Source organism: Paenibacillus apiarius (assembly GCF_017052585.1).
GTDB lineage: Bacteria > Bacillota > Bacilli > Paenibacillales > Paenibacillaceae > Paenibacillus_B > Paenibacillus_B apiarius.
Window position 1 is genome coordinate 1,390,782 of record NZ_JAFFHZ010000001.1, and the last position, 16,725, is coordinate 1,407,506.

A 16,725-nucleotide genomic window follows, 5' to 3' on the forward strand; every position below is an offset into this window, starting at 1 on the left:
CATTTGATTCCGTTTTCATATTAAAATCTAATAGATGTATCAAAAAGAGCGATAGATTTATTGTTATGATTGATATTGATAATCAATCTCATATTTAGTATACTCTCTACTATTCTCATTCCCCCTAGGAGGCTGCACACTCATGAAGGTTCTCGATAAAATGGAAACTTTTTTGACGTTGGCTGAATGCGGGTCTTTTTCCGAAACGGCGAAGCGCCTCTTCTGCTCTCAACCGACGGTAACCAGCCACATTCAGCAGTTGGAGGAGCAATTCGAGGCAACGCTGTTAATGCGCTCGGGAAAATCGGTGCGTTTGACGCCACAGGGGGAAGTATTGCACGAGTACGCCAAAAAAATGGTCGCCCTATTTGAGGAGGCTTCGCAGAGCATCAAGAACGCGGGTCTTTCGAGCCCTGTGCTCGCGCTGTATGCCAGCAACTATATGGGGGTCTACGTGCTGCCGGATATTTTGCGGCGGTTTCACCACAGCTATCCACAGCAGCATTTTGAGCTCCATACGTATGGTTATACAGATTTGATTGACATGCTTATGGAAGAAAAAATCACTATGGCCTTCCTGCCTATCTATGAGGAAGACAAATATGTCCAGACTCAATATGATTCCATTGTGCTGTTTAAAGACGAGTTCGTGCTCGTGCTTCCGCCGGATCATGCTTGGGCGGAGCGAAAGATGCTGTATGCCCGCGATATCGCTCGCATAACGCTGCTGCTGCCGCAAAACAGCTATTTGCAGGATTGCATTTTATCTCCTATCTATGAGTTGGGGATTCGGCCAGACACAATCCATATGAGCAGCTTCGAGGTTATCAAGGAATCCATTAAGGCCGGATTGGGCGTTGCCTTTATCCCCTACTATGCCGTACGCGGCTCACTAGATAAAGGCGAGCTCATAGCGAAGCCCGTATACCGATTGCGTATCGAACGAAACAACGGATTTATTCACAGGAAGCACAAGCCGCTCACCCAAATCGAGACCGCTTTTTGCGAATGTGCTCAAGGCACTTTACTGTTGAATGGCAACGCTTAATCATTCTTGCCGCGTCTTTTGGATGTGCGCGTTTTGGAGGTTGAACCGATGTCTGTTATTCGAATTATGGACAACAAGGATGTAATTGAAATCAGCTTTGAAGATATTAAAAAATACCATGGCGGACTGGCCCTCATGGCTATCGCTGTTGCTTTCCGCGTGCAGCAAGCCGCTATACATGAATTGTTCGGCTCGGAACCGCCGCAGCGGAACATGCTCAGCATCCTGTCCGGCCATGCGGGTCCCGGGTTCCGCGATGCGTTCGAATTCGTTACTCGCGCTGTCACACGCGGGGTTTACAAGGTAAATGTCCATTACCCGGCGGCGCAATACGACCCGCATCGCGCCCAGTCCTACGCCTTTGTCCTCTCGGCCGGGGAAGGCGCCGCTGTTGAAGTGGTGTTGAAGGACAACTTCCTTCCGCTTGAGTTCTACGACTACTTGGCAAAAGGCCGCAACAAAGCGATGACCACACAGGATGTGGAGCAATTTGACAAGCTGAAGCTGGAGCTTTCGCAGCAAGCGTTGGCGTTGCCACAGGAAGAGTTGCTCACTGTGAAGCGGCTCTCGTAATTCAATGTCTGGCATGTCTGGCATCCATTGCTGAACCTGCGGAAGTCGCAGCTTGTCATGCTTGTCATGTGCCAGTCAACCACAGCAAAAAAGCGTGCAAGAAGCTCTGACAACAACTCAGAAGCCTCCTGCACGCTTTTCATTTTCATTTCTATGATGATGCGGTTCTCAATGTGCCGCTCGTCCTTGAAGACTTGCCGACTCAGACGCCGCTCCCGTATCCATCGGCTCCACATGCACGTGCACATGCGTAATATTGTGCTTGCGCTTCATGCTTTGCTCGATATCATCGCAGATTTGATGGCCTTCGATAAGACTCAGCTTCGGATCGACCTGCACGACTACGTCCACGAGGACCAGACTTCCATGCAGACGCGCCTTCACTTCGCGAATAGCCCGCACTCCGTCCGTGCCCGCCACCGTCTTGCGCAGCCGCTCCAGATGCGCCTCATCGAAGCCGTCGGTCAACGTATGCGTCGTCTCGCGGAATATATCCCACGCCGTTTTGCAAATCAACACGCCAACCGACAAGGCCGCTAACGGATCCAGCCAAGGCAGCCCGATCTGGGAGCCAAAGATGCCGATCGCCGCCCCGAGACTAACGAGCGCGTCGGAACGATTATCCTGCGCCGCCGCCATTAGAGCCTGATTGCGGATGCGATTCGCCAGCCGCTTATTATACTGGTACACGACGAACATGACCGCTCCGCACACGACCGCCACCCATCCGGTAATCGGATTGGGCGTTACTGACTCTCCGTTAAATATAGAGCCGATGGTGGACAAAATAACCTGGATGCCGACAGTTGCCATAATAAATGAGGCAATGAGCGCAGCAATCGTCTCCGCGCGCAAGTGACCGTACGGATGATCGCGATCCGGCGGCTTCTGAGAGATTCTTAATCCGATAAGCACCGCCATAGAAGCAACGATATCGGTCAAATTATTCCAACCATCCGCTTGCAGCGCCTTCGACTGGTAATAGAATCCAATGGTCAGCTTTAATGCAGATAAGGCAATATAGGCAGCAATGCTAATCCATGCTCCCTTTTCCCCTTGCTTCATGTCCGCATATACGTCTGCGCTCATGTTATACCCTCCCCGCACCATTTACCCGAAAACGATATAGGATATAAAAAAGTCTTCTTTCCATCACGATTCACAATTGCTGAAAAAATAACTTTTTTATGTTCATGGTTTCATTTGCATTTTTCGGATCCCTATCTTAACAGACCGATTCCGTGTGGGTCTAGAGAAACAGTGTTGACCCTTGAAACAACTCTTGAACCGGCAAAAACCTGTTGCTTCCGGTTAGAAAAGTTGAGTCTGCTAAGAAAAGTTGCTAGGGGGCAACAACGCCCCATCTAGATAGGATGTGCGCTGGGGAGGACAAGTATACCCGAGGTAACTAGATAACGTAGGTCTTCAACTGCTGTGCGTCCCATTTGACCTTGCGCCCGCAGCCTGTGGCCAGCTCGCGGACAGGGGCGTACACTTTGCCGTCAATGAGGTAGCCCGTCATCGCTATGGATGAAGTTGAAGCAGCATTCCCTTGCAGCTCGATGTGAACTTGGCGGACGGGAACGCTGTGCGGTTCGTTCGGGCGTGCTCCGGCTTCATGCTCCCGCAGACACTGCTCAACGAGCGCCATGAACTGCTGCCACTGCGGCAGCAAGCGGGATGGGCATGCTTTCCCGCTCCAGTGACGGTGCGGCACGATGCGATCCAGCGGGATACCGTGCTTCTGCGACAGCATCGCAAGCAATTGCGCCGCATTGCGCCACGCCTTGGGCTCGTCCATCCCGGCGTACATGCATATCTCGACGCCAATGGATAACGCATTGCCGGGACCCGCTCCATCGCCCGCATGCCATCCCTGCTCGTCATCGCGCAAATGCTGGTACACGGAGCAATCATCCACCGTGTAATGCCAGCTTGTCTGCGCTCCGCCGCTGCCGTTCAAAATATAGCGCGCATGCGCCTCCGCCGTCGCCCCCGGATCCGTGTTGTCCGTATTATGCACCGTCATGTACATCGGCTTCATCGGACGGCTTGGCTTGTTCGGCCTCCCATCAGGCAGAAGGCGCTGTTTAACCTCGATGCTCATCATTCATTCCTCCTTTGCCTTTCAACACCTCGACCGCTTGACGAATTGCCGGCGGCAGCGGCACGCCCATCCGCCCTCCGTTTTCGATAATCGATAGCAACTCGTTGGCAATATAGAAAAAAAGAGTCGCGTCTCGCAGCAAATGCTGATCCCCCAATACGGTGTCGATCTGATGCGCAATCGCGACAATCAAGAAAATAAACACCTTGCGCGCAATGCCGATAAGGCCAACGCTGCTGCGCAGTTTGCCCTCCGCTCCTGCGGCCATCACGCCGGTGGCGTAATCTACTACCGCGATAATGACCAATACTTGCAGCAGCAATGGCCATCCGCCGAACAGCAAGGATGCGGTTCCCGCTGCCATCGCTACGCCTGCTTTGAGCAGCACGTCGATTCGTTCCATCATGTTTCCTCCTTTCGAGAATAAAAGTGCCCCCGGCCGCGGCCGAGGGCATAAAAATAGCGCCTTCTATTAGGTGGCGCTTACTCTATTTTTTCCAGCATTGCTTGTACGTCGTTTCTCCATCTCAGAGGCACAGCATCGAGCGTTCTAAGTCCCTTTTTAATCAATTCGCAATATACTATGATTCCATTTTCGGCTAGGATGTCTTTCAGGAGAGTGTTGTCCTGCTTGAGTTGTCCGTTTTCGGCTTCCAGTTCCCGGACTCTACTTTCTACGGTGTCTATACTTTAATAGTCGTAATAAAATTTTGCCGTTTCCAGTCCAATTTTAGTACCAGAAGCAACCCGGGACGTGATCCGGTTGCTTTAGGCAACACCTTTATATCCTACGTAAATCCTACGTACATCGTTAAACTCCTAATATAAAAATGTGGAACCACTCAAGGTGATACTTGCAACATCATTCGCGCGATACGCGTATGCCTCGCCCGCAATACGTATTTCTCCGTTTATGTTAAACCCGTCTGGTATAGGTATATTTCTAGAGGCTGGGCTCGAAGTACTCCCATACGAGGCATATTTGACGATAAATTGGCGAGATTGACTCACTAATTCAACACTGACTATTGACTGTGAACCAGCATCTGGGTTACCCGTCATCAGCGGCAAACGTATGCCTGTATCATCGAACGCAACCAAAGCCGCGTGGGCACTGTCACTGGCATAAATTGATGAGTTTCGGTTTCCTGCATCAGCGAAATAGGCATTTTTTGCTGATGCAGGTAGTGTGAAAAACATAACCGTTTGCGTCCCCTGTCCAGTCTCACCGTATGCACTATTTGACACATCGATCCGACCACCTGTCGATATCTGCCCAATCTTCCCCGCCAATTGGTCGAACGTATCATTCGCGGATGCCGGGACTCCCTTGGCGTTGATGGCACCCGCGATTTTGTTTTTCGCTTCAACGCCAGAGTGCTTTAGTTCGTTGTAATCATCGATATTCAACACTTTTTTCCATGGTCCCCACGAATTGTTGTAAAAGTTACGCGTAAACACCCTGTTATCACTTGGATTAAAGACATACCAAGTTTGGTTTACACCCGCATGTTTGCTTACTTTTACATAACAGGACTGATCATCAGGTCTATTTGCAAAAGTACTAACCTCTGCGTTAGCAGGATTGTAATATTCGCCTTCGTCCCTAACGTTGTTCATATCCGTGTTCGCAGGGAGATATATTGCTTTTTTCACAAACGAAGTGTTGACATAGTTTTTTGCATTCGCCTCCGCTTGATTTGCCTTTGCCTGTGCCCCCGCAGGCGTCTCTGCCCCAATGTACTCCGGCGTTATCTTGGACAGGTCGATGTCTGCGACTTTCTGATCAGCGTATGACTTAGCCTCGGACAAAGCGGAAGTAACATCCGTTTTCTCTGCAGCATTATTCTGCAGCTCCTCAAGCGCCTCGTACGTCGTGTTCATGTGCCAGTTCATCCAGGCCGCCGGCGGCTTGTCCATGACGTTGTAGCCTTCGGTGATTTTGGATTCTGGCGGGCGGATGCCCTGCTTCTTCCATTCGGGAAGCGGTTTTTGAAATGCCATTGTGTAATCCCTCCTCATATATTCGTAACCGCAGCTTGCCATTGGATTGCCACCCTCCCTCCCAATACAGCAAGGATTCCGGTGACAACGTAACGGTCAGCTGCAAAAATGCAGTTCATTGCAGCGTGGAACTCCACTTTCCATGAATAAGCTGCAAAAGTGCAGTTAAATGACGTCGTTTCGGGGCAGTTGCCGGTTTTACGCAGATTCAGATGTACTTTTGCATCTCATGGCCCCAATATCGTCCATTTCAGCAAATTCAAATGTACTTTTGCACTTCACGCAGCCTAACACCAGCGAGGCTAAACGGCAGGCATAGGTTCCCCAGTCCTGCCTTGCCTAGCCCCAGCCATCATACGCCATTCCCAGCACACCTAGACCGGTATCGCGTAATCGTTCCCCGGCACGTACATATCCCCGAGCGTGCCGCCCACGGTCATCGCCTCGTCGGCGAGGCCATGCTCGTCTTGCTCCAGTGCGTCGTACGCCGACGACAACGAGAAGGTGCCGGTCAGCTCGACCTGGCCGACGCGCACCCCGGCGGCGACGAGGCGCTCCACGAGCGAGACGAACTGCGACGGGCTCAAGCCCACGCCGCTCAGCTTCTCGTACGGCACCTCGCTCACGTGAATCGCCGCCGGCTCGGGGCTGACCGGGTCGTTGTACCGCTCCGACAGGCCGAACTCGCCCGGCTCCGCGTTCAGGGCCAGCGCCAGCACCTCGATGACCGAATCGAGGTTGCCGCTCGCGTTCATGCGCGCCAGCTTGGAGCGCAGCAGCAGACGGTACACCTCGTCCGTCGCCTGGCCGCGCGGCTGCCCGAGATTGCCGCCGATCATGTCGAGGGTCGCTCCCTCCGCCTGTTCGATGCTCTTCCAAGCGGACATGCGCTGCACCGTCGCGCCAATCTCATTCAACTGCTGCAGCCATACGTCAGCCAAAATAGAAAAACGGCTGCCTTCCTTCGCGATAACGTCTGGCAGCATGTCCATCAGATCGTTCAGCTTAAACATGAGTCACCGCCACCTTGATCCGCTCCGGCGCCACCCGCGCCACGTGATACAGCGGAATATCCACATTGCCGCTCACATATTCGCCATCCGCCAGCTTCACCTTCAAGTCCATCACTTCCTCGACGCCGATCACATTTTGCACCGCCGTCAGCAAACGGCTGTACACGATGCGCGAGCCTTGCGCCAGCCCCGTGTAATCCTGCTGGTCGGCGCCAATGCCGCCGATATACTGCGCAATCGCCGTCACGATATCGTCCGCGCCGCGCGCCGGGAACGTCGGATTGGCCGACACGGCGGCCTCCACATGCACGTCCAGCATCGTCATGCGGCTGAACCGCACCTCATGCTCGCTCCCGCTCACATCGCGCACCTGCACGCTTTCCGTGCCGTCCGTGCCAATGCCCGCCGCCTTCTTGTCGAAGATCGCCTTCGCAATCTGCTCCGGCTGCCCGCCGTACACATATGCGCGGATCGATTTCGGCGGAATGCCCTCCGCATTCGTATCCATCGTGTTATTTACGCGCACCGAAGCCGACTTCACATCCGGCAGCTGCAACAGCGCCGATGCGATCGCATCGATCGTCGCCGCATGGCTGCCATCGCGCGCCGCACGCAAGCGATCGCGGAACTCCACGTCATTTTCGCGCTCGCGACCGTCGATCATGCCGCAGGCATTCGTTACGCCCGTCAGCTCCTTCACCGGATTCATCAGCTCCGTGATGGCTCCCGCCGGAACGTTGCCAGAGATACCGGCCACCGCCGCCGTCACATTCACCGTGCCGCGGCCCGCATCATCCAGCGTGCACGCCATCGTCGTCGCGAACCAGACGCCCGCCTTCGTGCCAACCTGCAGCCCCGCCTGAACCGTATGACCCGGCGTCCCGCTCAGTTCGATCGAACCGTGGGCCGGCTGCTCCAGCTTGCGCCGCAGCCCGTAGAACACCGCCAGCGCATCCAGCTGCACGCCGGTCGCATATTGAATGTACGACTCGTGATACACCTGCTCCACGTCCTCCCACAGCACCGACAAATGCCACGCGAACACCTGCAGCATCATGCCCAGCGGCGACGTTTCCGACGTGTTGATATCCTGCCCGAGCCGTTTGCCCAGCTCCGACACCATTTCCTCATAAATATCGTTATACGTTTTGCGCTTCAAACCCGCTTCCGTCAGCATAATTCAACTCAACCTCCTCTCCATCCGCGCTCATCATGACGAGGCGCATAGACACCGTCCGCGCACGCTCATCCCAGTCAATTTCCAGTTCCTCCACCGACTGAATGCGGGGCTCCTCGGCCAGACAACGCATGACCGCCTCCCGGATGCTATCCTCGTCCACCTGCTTGCCCATCATTTGATCATGATCCAACCCCATGTCAGGCGCAAAAAAATACTCGCCCAAACGAGTTCCCATCCGTATCCGCACCGACTGCGCCAGCTCTTCGCGCCCGTCAATCCAAGCGATTTGCCCGTCAGACACCTGAATATCCCCGTCGTTCAAAGCCCAAGCTTTCATTCGCCTGCCACCTTTCCCACGATAACGCCCCCGCCGCCATTCGCCTCCGTAAAGACGACCAGAACGCGGCTTCCAGCTTCCAAGACAACCTCGGATGCCTGCTGCACAACGGGCAGCTGATAGCGAATCACCCCTGCTTCCCCGTCCAGCTCCACATCGGCGTCGGCCGCTCCCATGCGAATTACGGTGCCGAGCTGCGCGCCCGTCATGCCGGACAACCTGTGATCTATCCATGCCTCCAAAGCGCCGACTGCGCGATTGGCTCCCATGGCGTCCCCTCCTTTCCCTCTCTAAAAAACGAACTTGCCCGCAAAACGACCGCGTAATCACTCCGCTGGCCTCATTCCTTGACCAGATCCACTTCCGTGATGAACTGCTCGCCCGAAATCGTATGCTTGCCCTGCTTCACCTTATACACGCCCTCGAAATCCTCGCTAACGAGCCTAACCTGGGCGCCCGCATGCAGACGATGATTGAGCAGTGATGTCGCGCGGACTCCCTTCGTCTTCCCCTCTTCAAAGGACTGGGGACTGTCGATCAGCCCGCTCTCCGGGGACAGCGCCACAAACGTGCGGCTCGTCGCAACCATATTGGCCGCTTGAAAATACAGCTTGCCCTGCATCGTATACGTGCCCAAGCCGCATGCCGCCGCGGCGCGCCGAATCGCATTCAACGGATCGCCCTTGACCACGAACCCCTTCGCATAGGTGTGGTCGGCGGGCAGCCGCAGCTCGCCGTGCGGAATCTGGGCCCGGTTCAACAGGTCCCTAATAATCTCGCTCGCCTTGCTGCCCGGCCGGTACGTATGCACCATGTCATACACTGATACCTTCAAGTCATCCTTCACTTGAATCGTCGTTACCCGGTCCATCTGCTCCCGCTTCGTGCGCACTTCCACGATGTTGCCCTGCAGCACCGTGCCGAGATCCGTTCCATAACCTGCATTCACGATGACGCGCATGCCTGTTTTTAGATTGGCGAGCGTATGCTTGGACAGATTATAGAGCTCAACCGTCGATTCATTCGGCTCTTTGTCGTCATCGAAATCGGCCACGACCCGGAGCGATAAATCCTCATATGTGAAGCGGTAGCCGCCAATAAGCACTTCGCAATTGCGTTTATACAAATATTCCATCGTCTTCTCCCAGATGCACGGACACGGACTGACCGAGCGTATCCCAAGTGACGTGCTCTTCCGGATTTTCTCCGTATGGCACGATCAACTCCAGCGGAAAGTCGGGCGTTTCCATGCTCTCGAACAACGGCACTCCCCACACCAGCTTGACGCCAAGCGCAAGGGGAAGGTCCCCTTCCAGCAAATCAACCGTAAAATAATCATGCCGCGCGTTGTAACGCACCTCGAACGTATACGTCCGTTCCCCTAAATCCATGTCGAACGAATAAGGGACAAGCTCCTTGTCAATGACAATGACCGCCATCCATCTTCCTCCTCTCTGCCAAAAAGGCGCCTTCCTTGTCTCCCGCCGCGTCAGGCCACCCGGATATCCATGCCCGCCTTAAGCGTGGCGTAAGAGCTGATATTGTCATTCATGCCCCGCAACACGTCGACCGGGATACGGAACTTGGCCGCAATCGAGTACCAGGAATCTCCCGGCAGAACCGTATAGGTCCGGTACGCATACTTCAGATTCGGATTCACCTTCTTCTGCTTCTCCGTCGCATTTTGCCCAATGGACAGCATCATGCCAATCGGCGGCGGCACACTGGGATCCAAGTGAGAATTCCATTCGCGGAGCTGCCTCACGCCAATGCCGTAGTAGCGGGCAATAGATTCCCATCTCTGTCCCGCTCGCACAATATGCGACCAGGGCTTCGGACGGTATGACGTGTTCCGTTTGCCCGAACGGACCTTCGGCTTCACCGCCGCTTTGCGCTTCGGAGGAAGCTTCGTATACCGGATCGTCACGACATTAATCTGCTTGAGCGTCAGCGAGAAGCTCATACCGTTGCCGATCGAGCTGTCATGCGCCGTCCGCAGGCTCGTAATGACGCAGTTCAGCAGCATGTTGCGCCCGGTATATTGCAGCAGCGTGCCCGCGTTCATCGCCTTCACGAGGCGATGGCGGTAATTCGACGCCTGGGGCCCGAGAATGAGCCCCTCCAGATGCAGGCTGACCGTATCCTTTTGAATGTGATCCGTTATCGTGCCGCCCTTTTCAATGTTGTGGCTGCTAACCTGAACCGCGTATTCCGGCTCCTCCGACGTGACGAACAGGTCGATTCCGCCCAAGCGGCTCAATTTCGTCTTAATAGGACATCGCCCCTTCCTTCGTAGTTTGCGGCTGCGGCATTTTGCTCGAAATGCTGCGCTCGAACGAACGGAACGAGGCGTCGAACTGATCGCGCGCGATGCGCTTGATTTCCTCAATCATGCGCATATCGATATAACCGTTCACATTGAGGTTCATGACGACGTTGCTGTTCGCATTCACATCCATCGACCCGCCACCGCCCGGCAGCGGACCCGGAATGTTCAGCGGCGGAGCCGTCGTGATGCCGTTCCCCGTTCCGGTCATATCCGAATAAGGCCGAGGCGATACCGGAGCCGGAGCGGACACGGAAGATAGGGGCCCTCCGCTCTGGGTGCTCTGGGCGCGCAGCGCGGCCGTCGGCGGCTCCATCTTCGGAATAATCCGATTGGTTGACGGCGCCTGTTCAGAAGCCTCTTCCTCCTGCTCATCCTTCGGCAGCAAAAATTTCTCTGCAGCCCACAGACCGGCATCCAGCGCCAGACCTCCCAGAAAACCCGCTGGATTGAACCGCAATATCTTCGTTGCTTTACTGACCACCTTCGCCCCTTTGATGAGCTTGCCGAACCAGCTCGTCTTCTTCGCGGCGGATGCCGCCTTCTGCACGGTCGCGGTCGTCTTGGCCGTCGCCTGGGCCGAGGCGGCTGCCTGCTGCACCGGATTCGGCACCGGGTTCATTGCCGTGCGCACGGATTGCGCGGTATGCGCCATATCCATCGTCGTCTGTGCGGCCGCAGCGGCATCGGCAAGCACCGCAACCGGCGCTGGCGCATCCGAACCGGCTGCGGCCGTCCCCATCGCGGTTCCCGATGCGGCTCCCGCGAGCGGGTCTCCCGCAGCTGATGGCGCTCCAGCTCCGGCAGCCTCGGACGGCTCGCCGCTCTGCCTGTCTGCAGAGCCTCCAATCAAACTTAAGCCCCCAGCAAGCATTCCGAGACCTATTCCCCTGCCAAGCTTGCCTTTGCTGATCCTCGGCATCCTCTTTGCCTTGCCGTGCGTTTGTGTTCTCGTCTTCCCAATCGGGCTGACCTCCGCGTGAGCCGCCTTGCCCATCTCTCCGGCACTGGCGTTAGGCGCAGGAGCGCCCATGGCGCCTGTTCCGGTGCCGGTTGCCGCTTCGGCAAACGGCTTCATCGAGGAAGGCGATTTATTGCGGCCTCTCCATCCGCGCCGGCGATAAGTGTCGGTTCGCCGCGGCGTTTCCCTTTGGCTGTCGTCCCCCGGGGACGCAGAGGCGCCCTTCTTCGCGCTTCCTTTTCCGGAACGCTTGCCTCTGTCATCCTTGCCCGAATCGAACAGGCCGCCCTTCCCGCCGGAGCCAGTCGTTCCCGCGCAGCAGCAGCATTTGCAGCCGCCTTTGTCTCCTTTGAACTTGTCCTTCACCCACTTCACATTGTCTGCGAATTCCTTGAACGACTTGAACATGTCATTCATATCCTGCGTCAACGTCACGGGCGCCGACTTCATAAATGGATCGTTCCATTTGGCGGGCTTGTCCTTCTCTCCCGAGCTTTGCCCGACGACAACCTTGACGGAAGCTTGGGCTTGGGCGATGTTCGAGCTATTGGCGCTGGCCAGAGAAGCTGAGCCCGCCTGTCGGGACATATTGCTTGCCAACAGCGAGCTTGCCAGCTTGCCCTGCCGTTTCAACTGCTCCGTCTGATCCCGCATCGCATCCTTCAGAATGGTGATGATCGGCTTCAAATCGCCCAACCTGCCGTTCATCGATCTCAGCTCGCGGTGAATGGCTGTAGACACCTGTGCATCCATTTCTTATTTCCCTCCTTTCCCGAACATCCACTCCATGGCGGAGGCGGCCTCGCATAGCTCCTCGATGCTCATGGCGTCCGCCTCCGCATACGTAATGCCGCCCCGGCTATTCAACACGACATGCCAAAATAATTGCCGGAGCGGATTCGTGGAAATGGAACGTTTATACGATGGATGATTCGGGCTCCAAGGGTGTATCGACCATCCCTAAAAACCGCGCGCATTCCAGCCAGAGCGGAGTCAAGAGGTCGGATTTGTCTTCGAGCGCCTCCCAGCTGAGGCGCGGGGATACGATCACATGCTGGAGGAAGAAATCCATCGAAGACTCCAGCTTCCAGCCGCCGTCCGCCTTCAGGGCAACGTCGTACAACCGCATCAAGGCACGCGCGCCCGGATGCTGCAGGACGTAATCCTCGCCCTCCAGCGTTACTGTCGTTTGCTTGCTCACATTGATTCACCCTTTCCCAGTCGTATTTTCGTTACATCACCTGATGTGTGTAGTCCAGCACTTGAATCTCGTATTCGCGATCCTCAAGCTCCGCTCCGTATGCCGCTGCCGGCAGCTTCTTCACGATAGCCTGCGTGCCGCCAATCCGCTCGCGCGGTTCATTGTGGGATACGACCCAGATGTCGAATATCTTCTTTTCGCGTGCGAGACGATGGAACAGCTCCAACTGCGGAGATGTTGACATGAGCGTTAATTTCACCGTGCCGAGCGGATTGTTTTTGTGCGCAATGGCAACTTCGCCACGAGCGCCAACGTGCGCCACGGACTGCTCTTCATCCTTCTCGCAGGAGACGAACGTGTTCTCTCCGAATCCCGTAATATACTTGCCGTCCACGATAACGGACACTTGCTTTGCATCATAAATGCCGATACTCATTGCTATCGCACCTTCCTTTTCCTGTACGGATATAATTCAATGCATTCCAACAGCTTGGCTTGTCCAAGCCGTATATTATGAATAATGTCGTAAAGTGTCTTCCATACCGCTTCCGGTTAGAAGCGGATGACACCCTTAATACGCACCTGATGGACCGCGCCGGCAATCTCGAACCAGAACGAACCGCCCCGATAGTCACGGTTGGCGCGATCGCTTGGATCCACCTCATTGCGCAGCAGGAAAGAAGTGCCGAACAACGGCTCGCTGCTGTCATCCGCCGCGATGATGCCCATGCGGAACGCTTCCTGCAGCACATTGACGACCGTGCTCTCAATCTGCGCGATGCCTGCGTTCGTATACGGCACCTTGTCAGACTGATTGAGCAGCTGCTGAATTTGCGCCTCCATGCGGGCGCGGACATAGTCGCGCGACATGATGACGTCGATATATTCGCCGGATACGGTCTTGCCTTCCGACGTGCGGGCTTCGCCTTGCTTGTTCACATATGTGAACGCTCCGCCGTCATGAATTTCCATCAGCTCGCTTGCCGTCAGCTTGAGCGGCGCGATGCCGGTGCACGCCTTGAACTTCCAGGTAACGGAGCCAACATCCGCGGAGCCGACCGCGCCCACGAGCGCCGCATCAGGATACGCGTCCATATCCGTATGATAGAATGCCGCGGTGCGCGTATATCCTTTCGCCTTCAACGCCTGCAGCTTCGTCTTGTCTGCAACCCGAGTGACAAACAAGCGATAGTCCTCCTTCTCCAGCTCGGCCGCAAGGGCTTCTACCGTCGCAGGACCATTGTCGGCGGACAGCAAATAGTACCATCCCATATCCAACACGGCACGCAGGCGGTCCACCGCCGCTTCCTGCTCGTCGTGAGCCGTAATGGCAATGCGGGCCGGAGAGCGATCTCCTTGACCGAAGAGGGCCTGCGCCATTTTGTATTCCGGCGTCGCCTCGGCGAAGTCGGCCTTCACCGTTTCCAGATCGCCGTATTCCTTGTAGGCGGAACCGCCCTCTTTTTTCCCGAGAATCAGTGGCATGGCGAAGGACAATCGTCCCGTCGGCTTCTGCAAATCAATCGTTACTTGCACGTCTTGCAATGTCATCTTCCCTTCACTCCTTTGATTTCATTGGATTCAAATGAATCGTTGCTACGGACGGCACCGTCCGTTCGAAGCGGTCCTTCATGCGGAGCTTGATTTGAAGGCCAAGCCCCGCATGCGGCTCCGTCTTCCATTGCGCCGGACTGATATGCACCATCGCGGCCGGAATGCTCTCGAGGCAATCCAGTCCGTCGGTCCACAGCCAGCCCAGCATGTCCCGGCATCGTTCAACCATCTCCATCCGATCGCCCGCTCGGATAAGAAGCAGCCACTCCATTTCCACCACCTTGTCCACAGCGCCCTGATGCTCCTGATGATTCGGCGTGCAATCGATGTACGGTGAAGCGACATCATAGGCAATGAGCGGCAGCGAGCTGTCCGTCTGGAGCGCATCCACGCTTATGACAGGCAGCTGCAACGCCTGACCCAGCGGCATGATCCACTGTTGAACGATATTCCGATAAGCAATCAAATTCCATCACCTCCTTGGAATCATCCTGAAACATCCTTCTGCCAACTGCCTGTTCAGACGGCCCGCTTCCTTGAAGCCTTGCAGGCACTGTCACTGATGCGGCTTCTGTGTTCACGATGTCCACGTTACTAGTATAGAACGGAGAACGTATGTTTGGTTTAAAGGAAAGGTTTAGTTTCTTTTTGATTTCTTTTTATATTATTATAAGAACACATGTTCTTGTATTTGTGGTATAATGGGTATACCTGCCACGGTGTTCAATTAAAACAACCTCAAGTCGTTGTTGTTTTCTATAAGTGCATGTTCAAAGAGGCCGCTTTTCAGCACCATAGAAGGTTGTGCATACGCAGACGCTTGGAGGGAGCATTCGCGAAGGGAATGCGGATCGCTGTTCATATTAAGGAAGCAATTCTTTCCGCTGGCATTGCTTGCCCTACACGAGCGCCAGCATGAAGCGCAGGCAACGATCGCCGAAGCATGTGCTCTATATGAGTGAACCCAAGCTTCGATTCCGCATGGCCTTTTAAGAGTTTGATGGGCAAGAAGAGATATTTTAAACAACTATTACTTAGAGTATTTGCTCAAAAAAACCTTTCAGTATTGAAAATGGGAGACTTTTTGAACATCTCCAAGAGTCGAAATAAAGGAGGACTTGCTTGATGATACCAATGGAATATATGGAGATCCCTAAAATGGAAACGATGGATGCCAAACAAACGAAAGCCCGCATCGAGGAAGTATTTGCTAAATACAGAATGTGCAAAGTAATGAAGTTTACGGTGCGCGAAGCTAAGATTACGACGAATTATGAAACGAGAGAGAATGGGACCACGAACCGGATTGGTGATCCGACGGCTGCGGTTGCCGTATACAACACAGACAAAGCAAGCGAATGTCTCGCCTTCTGCGAGCTGGTCGAATCGATTGTGAACGAGCTGGAGCCGGACGAGCAGCTCCTTATCCGCGAACGCTATATGAAAGCAGCGCGCATGACCGATATGAAAGTGTACAGCTTCAGCTTCGATCCTCCGATTAGCGCCGTCACCTACGGACATATTCGCAAGCGGGCCTTCGCGAAGCTGCTGCACGCTTTTCAATACGCATTCCGTCCTGCGCGCACCACGTAAACGCCCCTTTCCGCACCGGCATTGACGACCATAGCGCCTATCCTTATGCCAGCCGGCTTCAATCCGGTTGGAGGGGATAGGCGTTTCGCGTTCCGTTTTATTGAAGTGCTCACGATTCTCCCGCTGGTTCAGATACGGTGAGAAAGACGTTGTACAGCAAAAAAACTCCGTGGATCCTACATTCTATACCCGAAACTCGTAACGCGAGAGAGGTTGACGATCATTTTGCCGTGTCGTGTTTCGGCGGAGATTGGATTCTGTCCAACGCTTTGACGGTTTGAGAGCGATTGTATGGAGAACCACTGGAAAAGGTCCAGCTGAATCGTGCTTAAACGGCGGCGTACAACGAGAATCCCGGTTTTGGCCGGATGATTTCCAATGAAAAGGCGGCTTGCGCTCAAAACTCGATAGAAGACTGTATATTTTCCAATAGATCAAATGGTGACTGGAGTGAGCATAGCAAGGGGAAAAGGTGGAAGAGAGTAGAGTTTAGTTTATGGTGTATGCTGTTTGTCTGCATTCATCAGATTGAATGTTCTCTCCTTTTATCCTTTGCTTCACTCTCCCGCTGGTTCAGATACGGCGAGAAAGACGTTGTACAGCAAAAAAACTCCGTGGCTCCTACATTTTGTCCCCGAATCCCGTTCACACGAGAGAGGTTGTCGATCATTTTCCCGTGTCGTGTTTCGGCGGAGATTGGATCTGTCCAACGTTTTGACAGTTTGGTAGTGATTATGTAGAGACCCACGGAAAAGACCAGGCTGCCGAGAAACCTCTATTTTTTCAATATGCCCGTATGCGTGAGAAAGGGCTGCTGCTGCCGTTCTG

Annotated in this window: 20 protein-coding genes; 3 read left to right on the plus strand and 17 right to left on the minus strand. The window is 54.6% G+C overall.

The features are described 5' to 3' along the window. The first annotated feature begins 142 nt into the window (after positions 1–142). Together JSQ80_RS06330 and JSQ80_RS06335 are read left to right on the plus strand one after the other, a co-directional pair. Positions 143–1,048 carry a LysR family transcriptional regulator gene (locus JSQ80_RS06330; RefSeq protein WP_206094751.1) on the plus strand — a complete coding sequence of 302 codons (906 nt, stop codon included), beginning with the start codon at positions 143–145 and terminating at the stop codon, positions 1,046–1,048. Between the two features lie 48 nt (positions 1,049–1,096). After that, positions 1,097–1,621 carry a hypothetical protein gene (locus JSQ80_RS06335; RefSeq protein WP_206094752.1) on the plus strand — a complete coding sequence of 175 codons (525 nt, stop codon included), beginning with the start codon at positions 1,097–1,099 and terminating at the stop codon, positions 1,619–1,621. 168 nt (positions 1,622–1,789) lie between these two features. On the opposite strand, the gene JSQ80_RS06340 is transcribed toward JSQ80_RS06335, so the two are convergent. The 17 genes from JSQ80_RS06340 to JSQ80_RS06415 all read right to left on the minus strand — a co-directional run bounded on the left by JSQ80_RS06340 (position 1,790) and on the right by JSQ80_RS06415 (position 14,770). Beyond that, positions 1,790–2,710 carry a cation diffusion facilitator family transporter gene (locus JSQ80_RS06340; protein WP_206094753.1) on the minus strand — a complete coding sequence of 307 codons (921 nt, stop codon included), beginning with the start codon at positions 2,708–2,710 and terminating at the stop codon, positions 1,790–1,792. Between the two features lie 319 nt (positions 2,711–3,029). Further along, positions 3,030–3,728, minus strand: a complete 699-nt coding sequence (locus JSQ80_RS06345; protein ID WP_206097498.1) for an N-acetylmuramoyl-L-alanine amidase — start codon at positions 3,726–3,728, stop codon at positions 3,030–3,032. Continuing rightward, positions 3,712–4,131, minus strand: coding sequence for a phage holin family protein (locus JSQ80_RS06350; RefSeq protein ID WP_206097497.1), 420 nt, complete (start codon positions 4,129–4,131; stop codon positions 3,712–3,714). The genes JSQ80_RS06345 and JSQ80_RS06350 overlap by 17 nt, the downstream gene beginning before the upstream one ends. An 80-nt stretch (positions 4,132–4,211) precedes the next feature. Further along, complete coding sequence (locus tag JSQ80_RS29945; RefSeq protein ID WP_418888893.1) at positions 4,212–4,298, minus strand: CD1375 family protein; 87 nt, start codon at positions 4,296–4,298, stop codon at positions 4,212–4,214. Between the two features lie 249 nt (positions 4,299–4,547). Then, positions 4,548–5,732, minus strand: a complete 1,185-nt coding sequence (locus JSQ80_RS06355; RefSeq protein ID WP_206094754.1) for a pyocin knob domain-containing protein — start codon at positions 5,730–5,732, stop codon at positions 4,548–4,550. Between the two features lie 374 nt (positions 5,733–6,106). Beyond that, positions 6,107–6,745 carry a hypothetical protein gene (locus JSQ80_RS06360; protein ID WP_206094755.1) on the minus strand — a complete coding sequence of 213 codons (639 nt, stop codon included), beginning with the start codon at positions 6,743–6,745 and terminating at the stop codon, positions 6,107–6,109. Further along, positions 6,738–7,922, minus strand: a complete 1,185-nt coding sequence (locus JSQ80_RS06365) for a baseplate J/gp47 family protein (protein ID WP_206094756.1) — start codon at positions 7,920–7,922, stop codon at positions 6,738–6,740. Before JSQ80_RS06365 ends, JSQ80_RS06360 begins: the two co-directional genes overlap by 8 nt. Beyond that, the gene (locus JSQ80_RS06370) at positions 7,885–8,262 is read right to left on the minus strand and encodes a DUF2634 domain-containing protein (RefSeq protein WP_206094757.1); all 378 of its coding nucleotides are present in this window, start codon (positions 8,260–8,262) and stop codon (positions 7,885–7,887) included. The genes JSQ80_RS06365 and JSQ80_RS06370 overlap by 38 nt, the downstream gene beginning before the upstream one ends. Next, positions 8,259–8,531, minus strand: a complete 273-nt coding sequence (locus tag JSQ80_RS06375) for a hypothetical protein (protein ID WP_206094758.1) — start codon at positions 8,529–8,531, stop codon at positions 8,259–8,261. Before JSQ80_RS06375 ends, JSQ80_RS06370 begins: the two co-directional genes overlap by 4 nt. A 71-nt stretch (positions 8,532–8,602) precedes the next feature. Beyond that, complete coding sequence (locus JSQ80_RS06380; RefSeq protein WP_087432024.1) at positions 8,603–9,397, minus strand: phage protein; 795 nt, start codon at positions 9,395–9,397, stop codon at positions 8,603–8,605. Then, positions 9,381–9,701, minus strand: coding sequence for a phage baseplate plug family protein (locus tag JSQ80_RS06385; RefSeq protein ID WP_087432023.1), 321 nt, complete (start codon positions 9,699–9,701; stop codon positions 9,381–9,383). The genes JSQ80_RS06380 and JSQ80_RS06385 overlap by 17 nt, the downstream gene beginning before the upstream one ends. Before the next feature lie 50 nt (positions 9,702–9,751). After that, the gene (locus JSQ80_RS06390) at positions 9,752–10,513 is read right to left on the minus strand and encodes a LysM peptidoglycan-binding domain-containing protein (protein ID WP_206094759.1); all 762 of its coding nucleotides are present in this window, start codon (positions 10,511–10,513) and stop codon (positions 9,752–9,754) included. A 16-nt stretch (positions 10,514–10,529) separates the two neighbouring features. Further along, positions 10,530–12,302 carry a hypothetical protein gene (locus JSQ80_RS06395; RefSeq protein WP_206094760.1) on the minus strand — a complete coding sequence of 591 codons (1,773 nt, stop codon included), beginning with the start codon at positions 12,300–12,302 and terminating at the stop codon, positions 10,530–10,532. Between the two features lie 163 nt (positions 12,303–12,465). Next, complete coding sequence (locus JSQ80_RS06400; protein ID WP_087432020.1) at positions 12,466–12,750, minus strand: hypothetical protein; 285 nt, start codon at positions 12,748–12,750, stop codon at positions 12,466–12,468. A 31-nt stretch (positions 12,751–12,781) separates the two neighbouring features. Then, positions 12,782–13,186: a phage structural protein gene (locus JSQ80_RS06405; protein ID WP_087432019.1), complete on the minus strand. Its 405-nt coding sequence runs from the start codon at positions 13,184–13,186 to the stop codon at positions 12,782–12,784. Between the two features lie 116 nt (positions 13,187–13,302). Beyond that, positions 13,303–14,301, minus strand: a complete 999-nt coding sequence (locus JSQ80_RS06410; protein ID WP_206094761.1) for a DUF3383 family protein — start codon at positions 14,299–14,301, stop codon at positions 13,303–13,305. 7 nt (positions 14,302–14,308) lie between these two features. Then, on the minus strand, positions 14,309–14,770 hold the full coding sequence (locus JSQ80_RS06415) for a hypothetical protein (RefSeq protein ID WP_206094762.1): 462 nt from the start codon (positions 14,768–14,770) through the stop codon (positions 14,309–14,311). Positions 14,771–15,429: 659 nt separating this feature from the next. On the opposite strand from JSQ80_RS06415, the gene JSQ80_RS06420 reads away from it, so the two are divergent. After that, positions 15,430–15,897: an ArpU family phage packaging/lysis transcriptional regulator gene (locus JSQ80_RS06420; protein ID WP_206094763.1), complete on the plus strand. Its 468-nt coding sequence runs from the start codon at positions 15,430–15,432 to the stop codon at positions 15,895–15,897. The last annotated feature ends 828 nt before the right edge of the window (positions 15,898–16,725 follow it).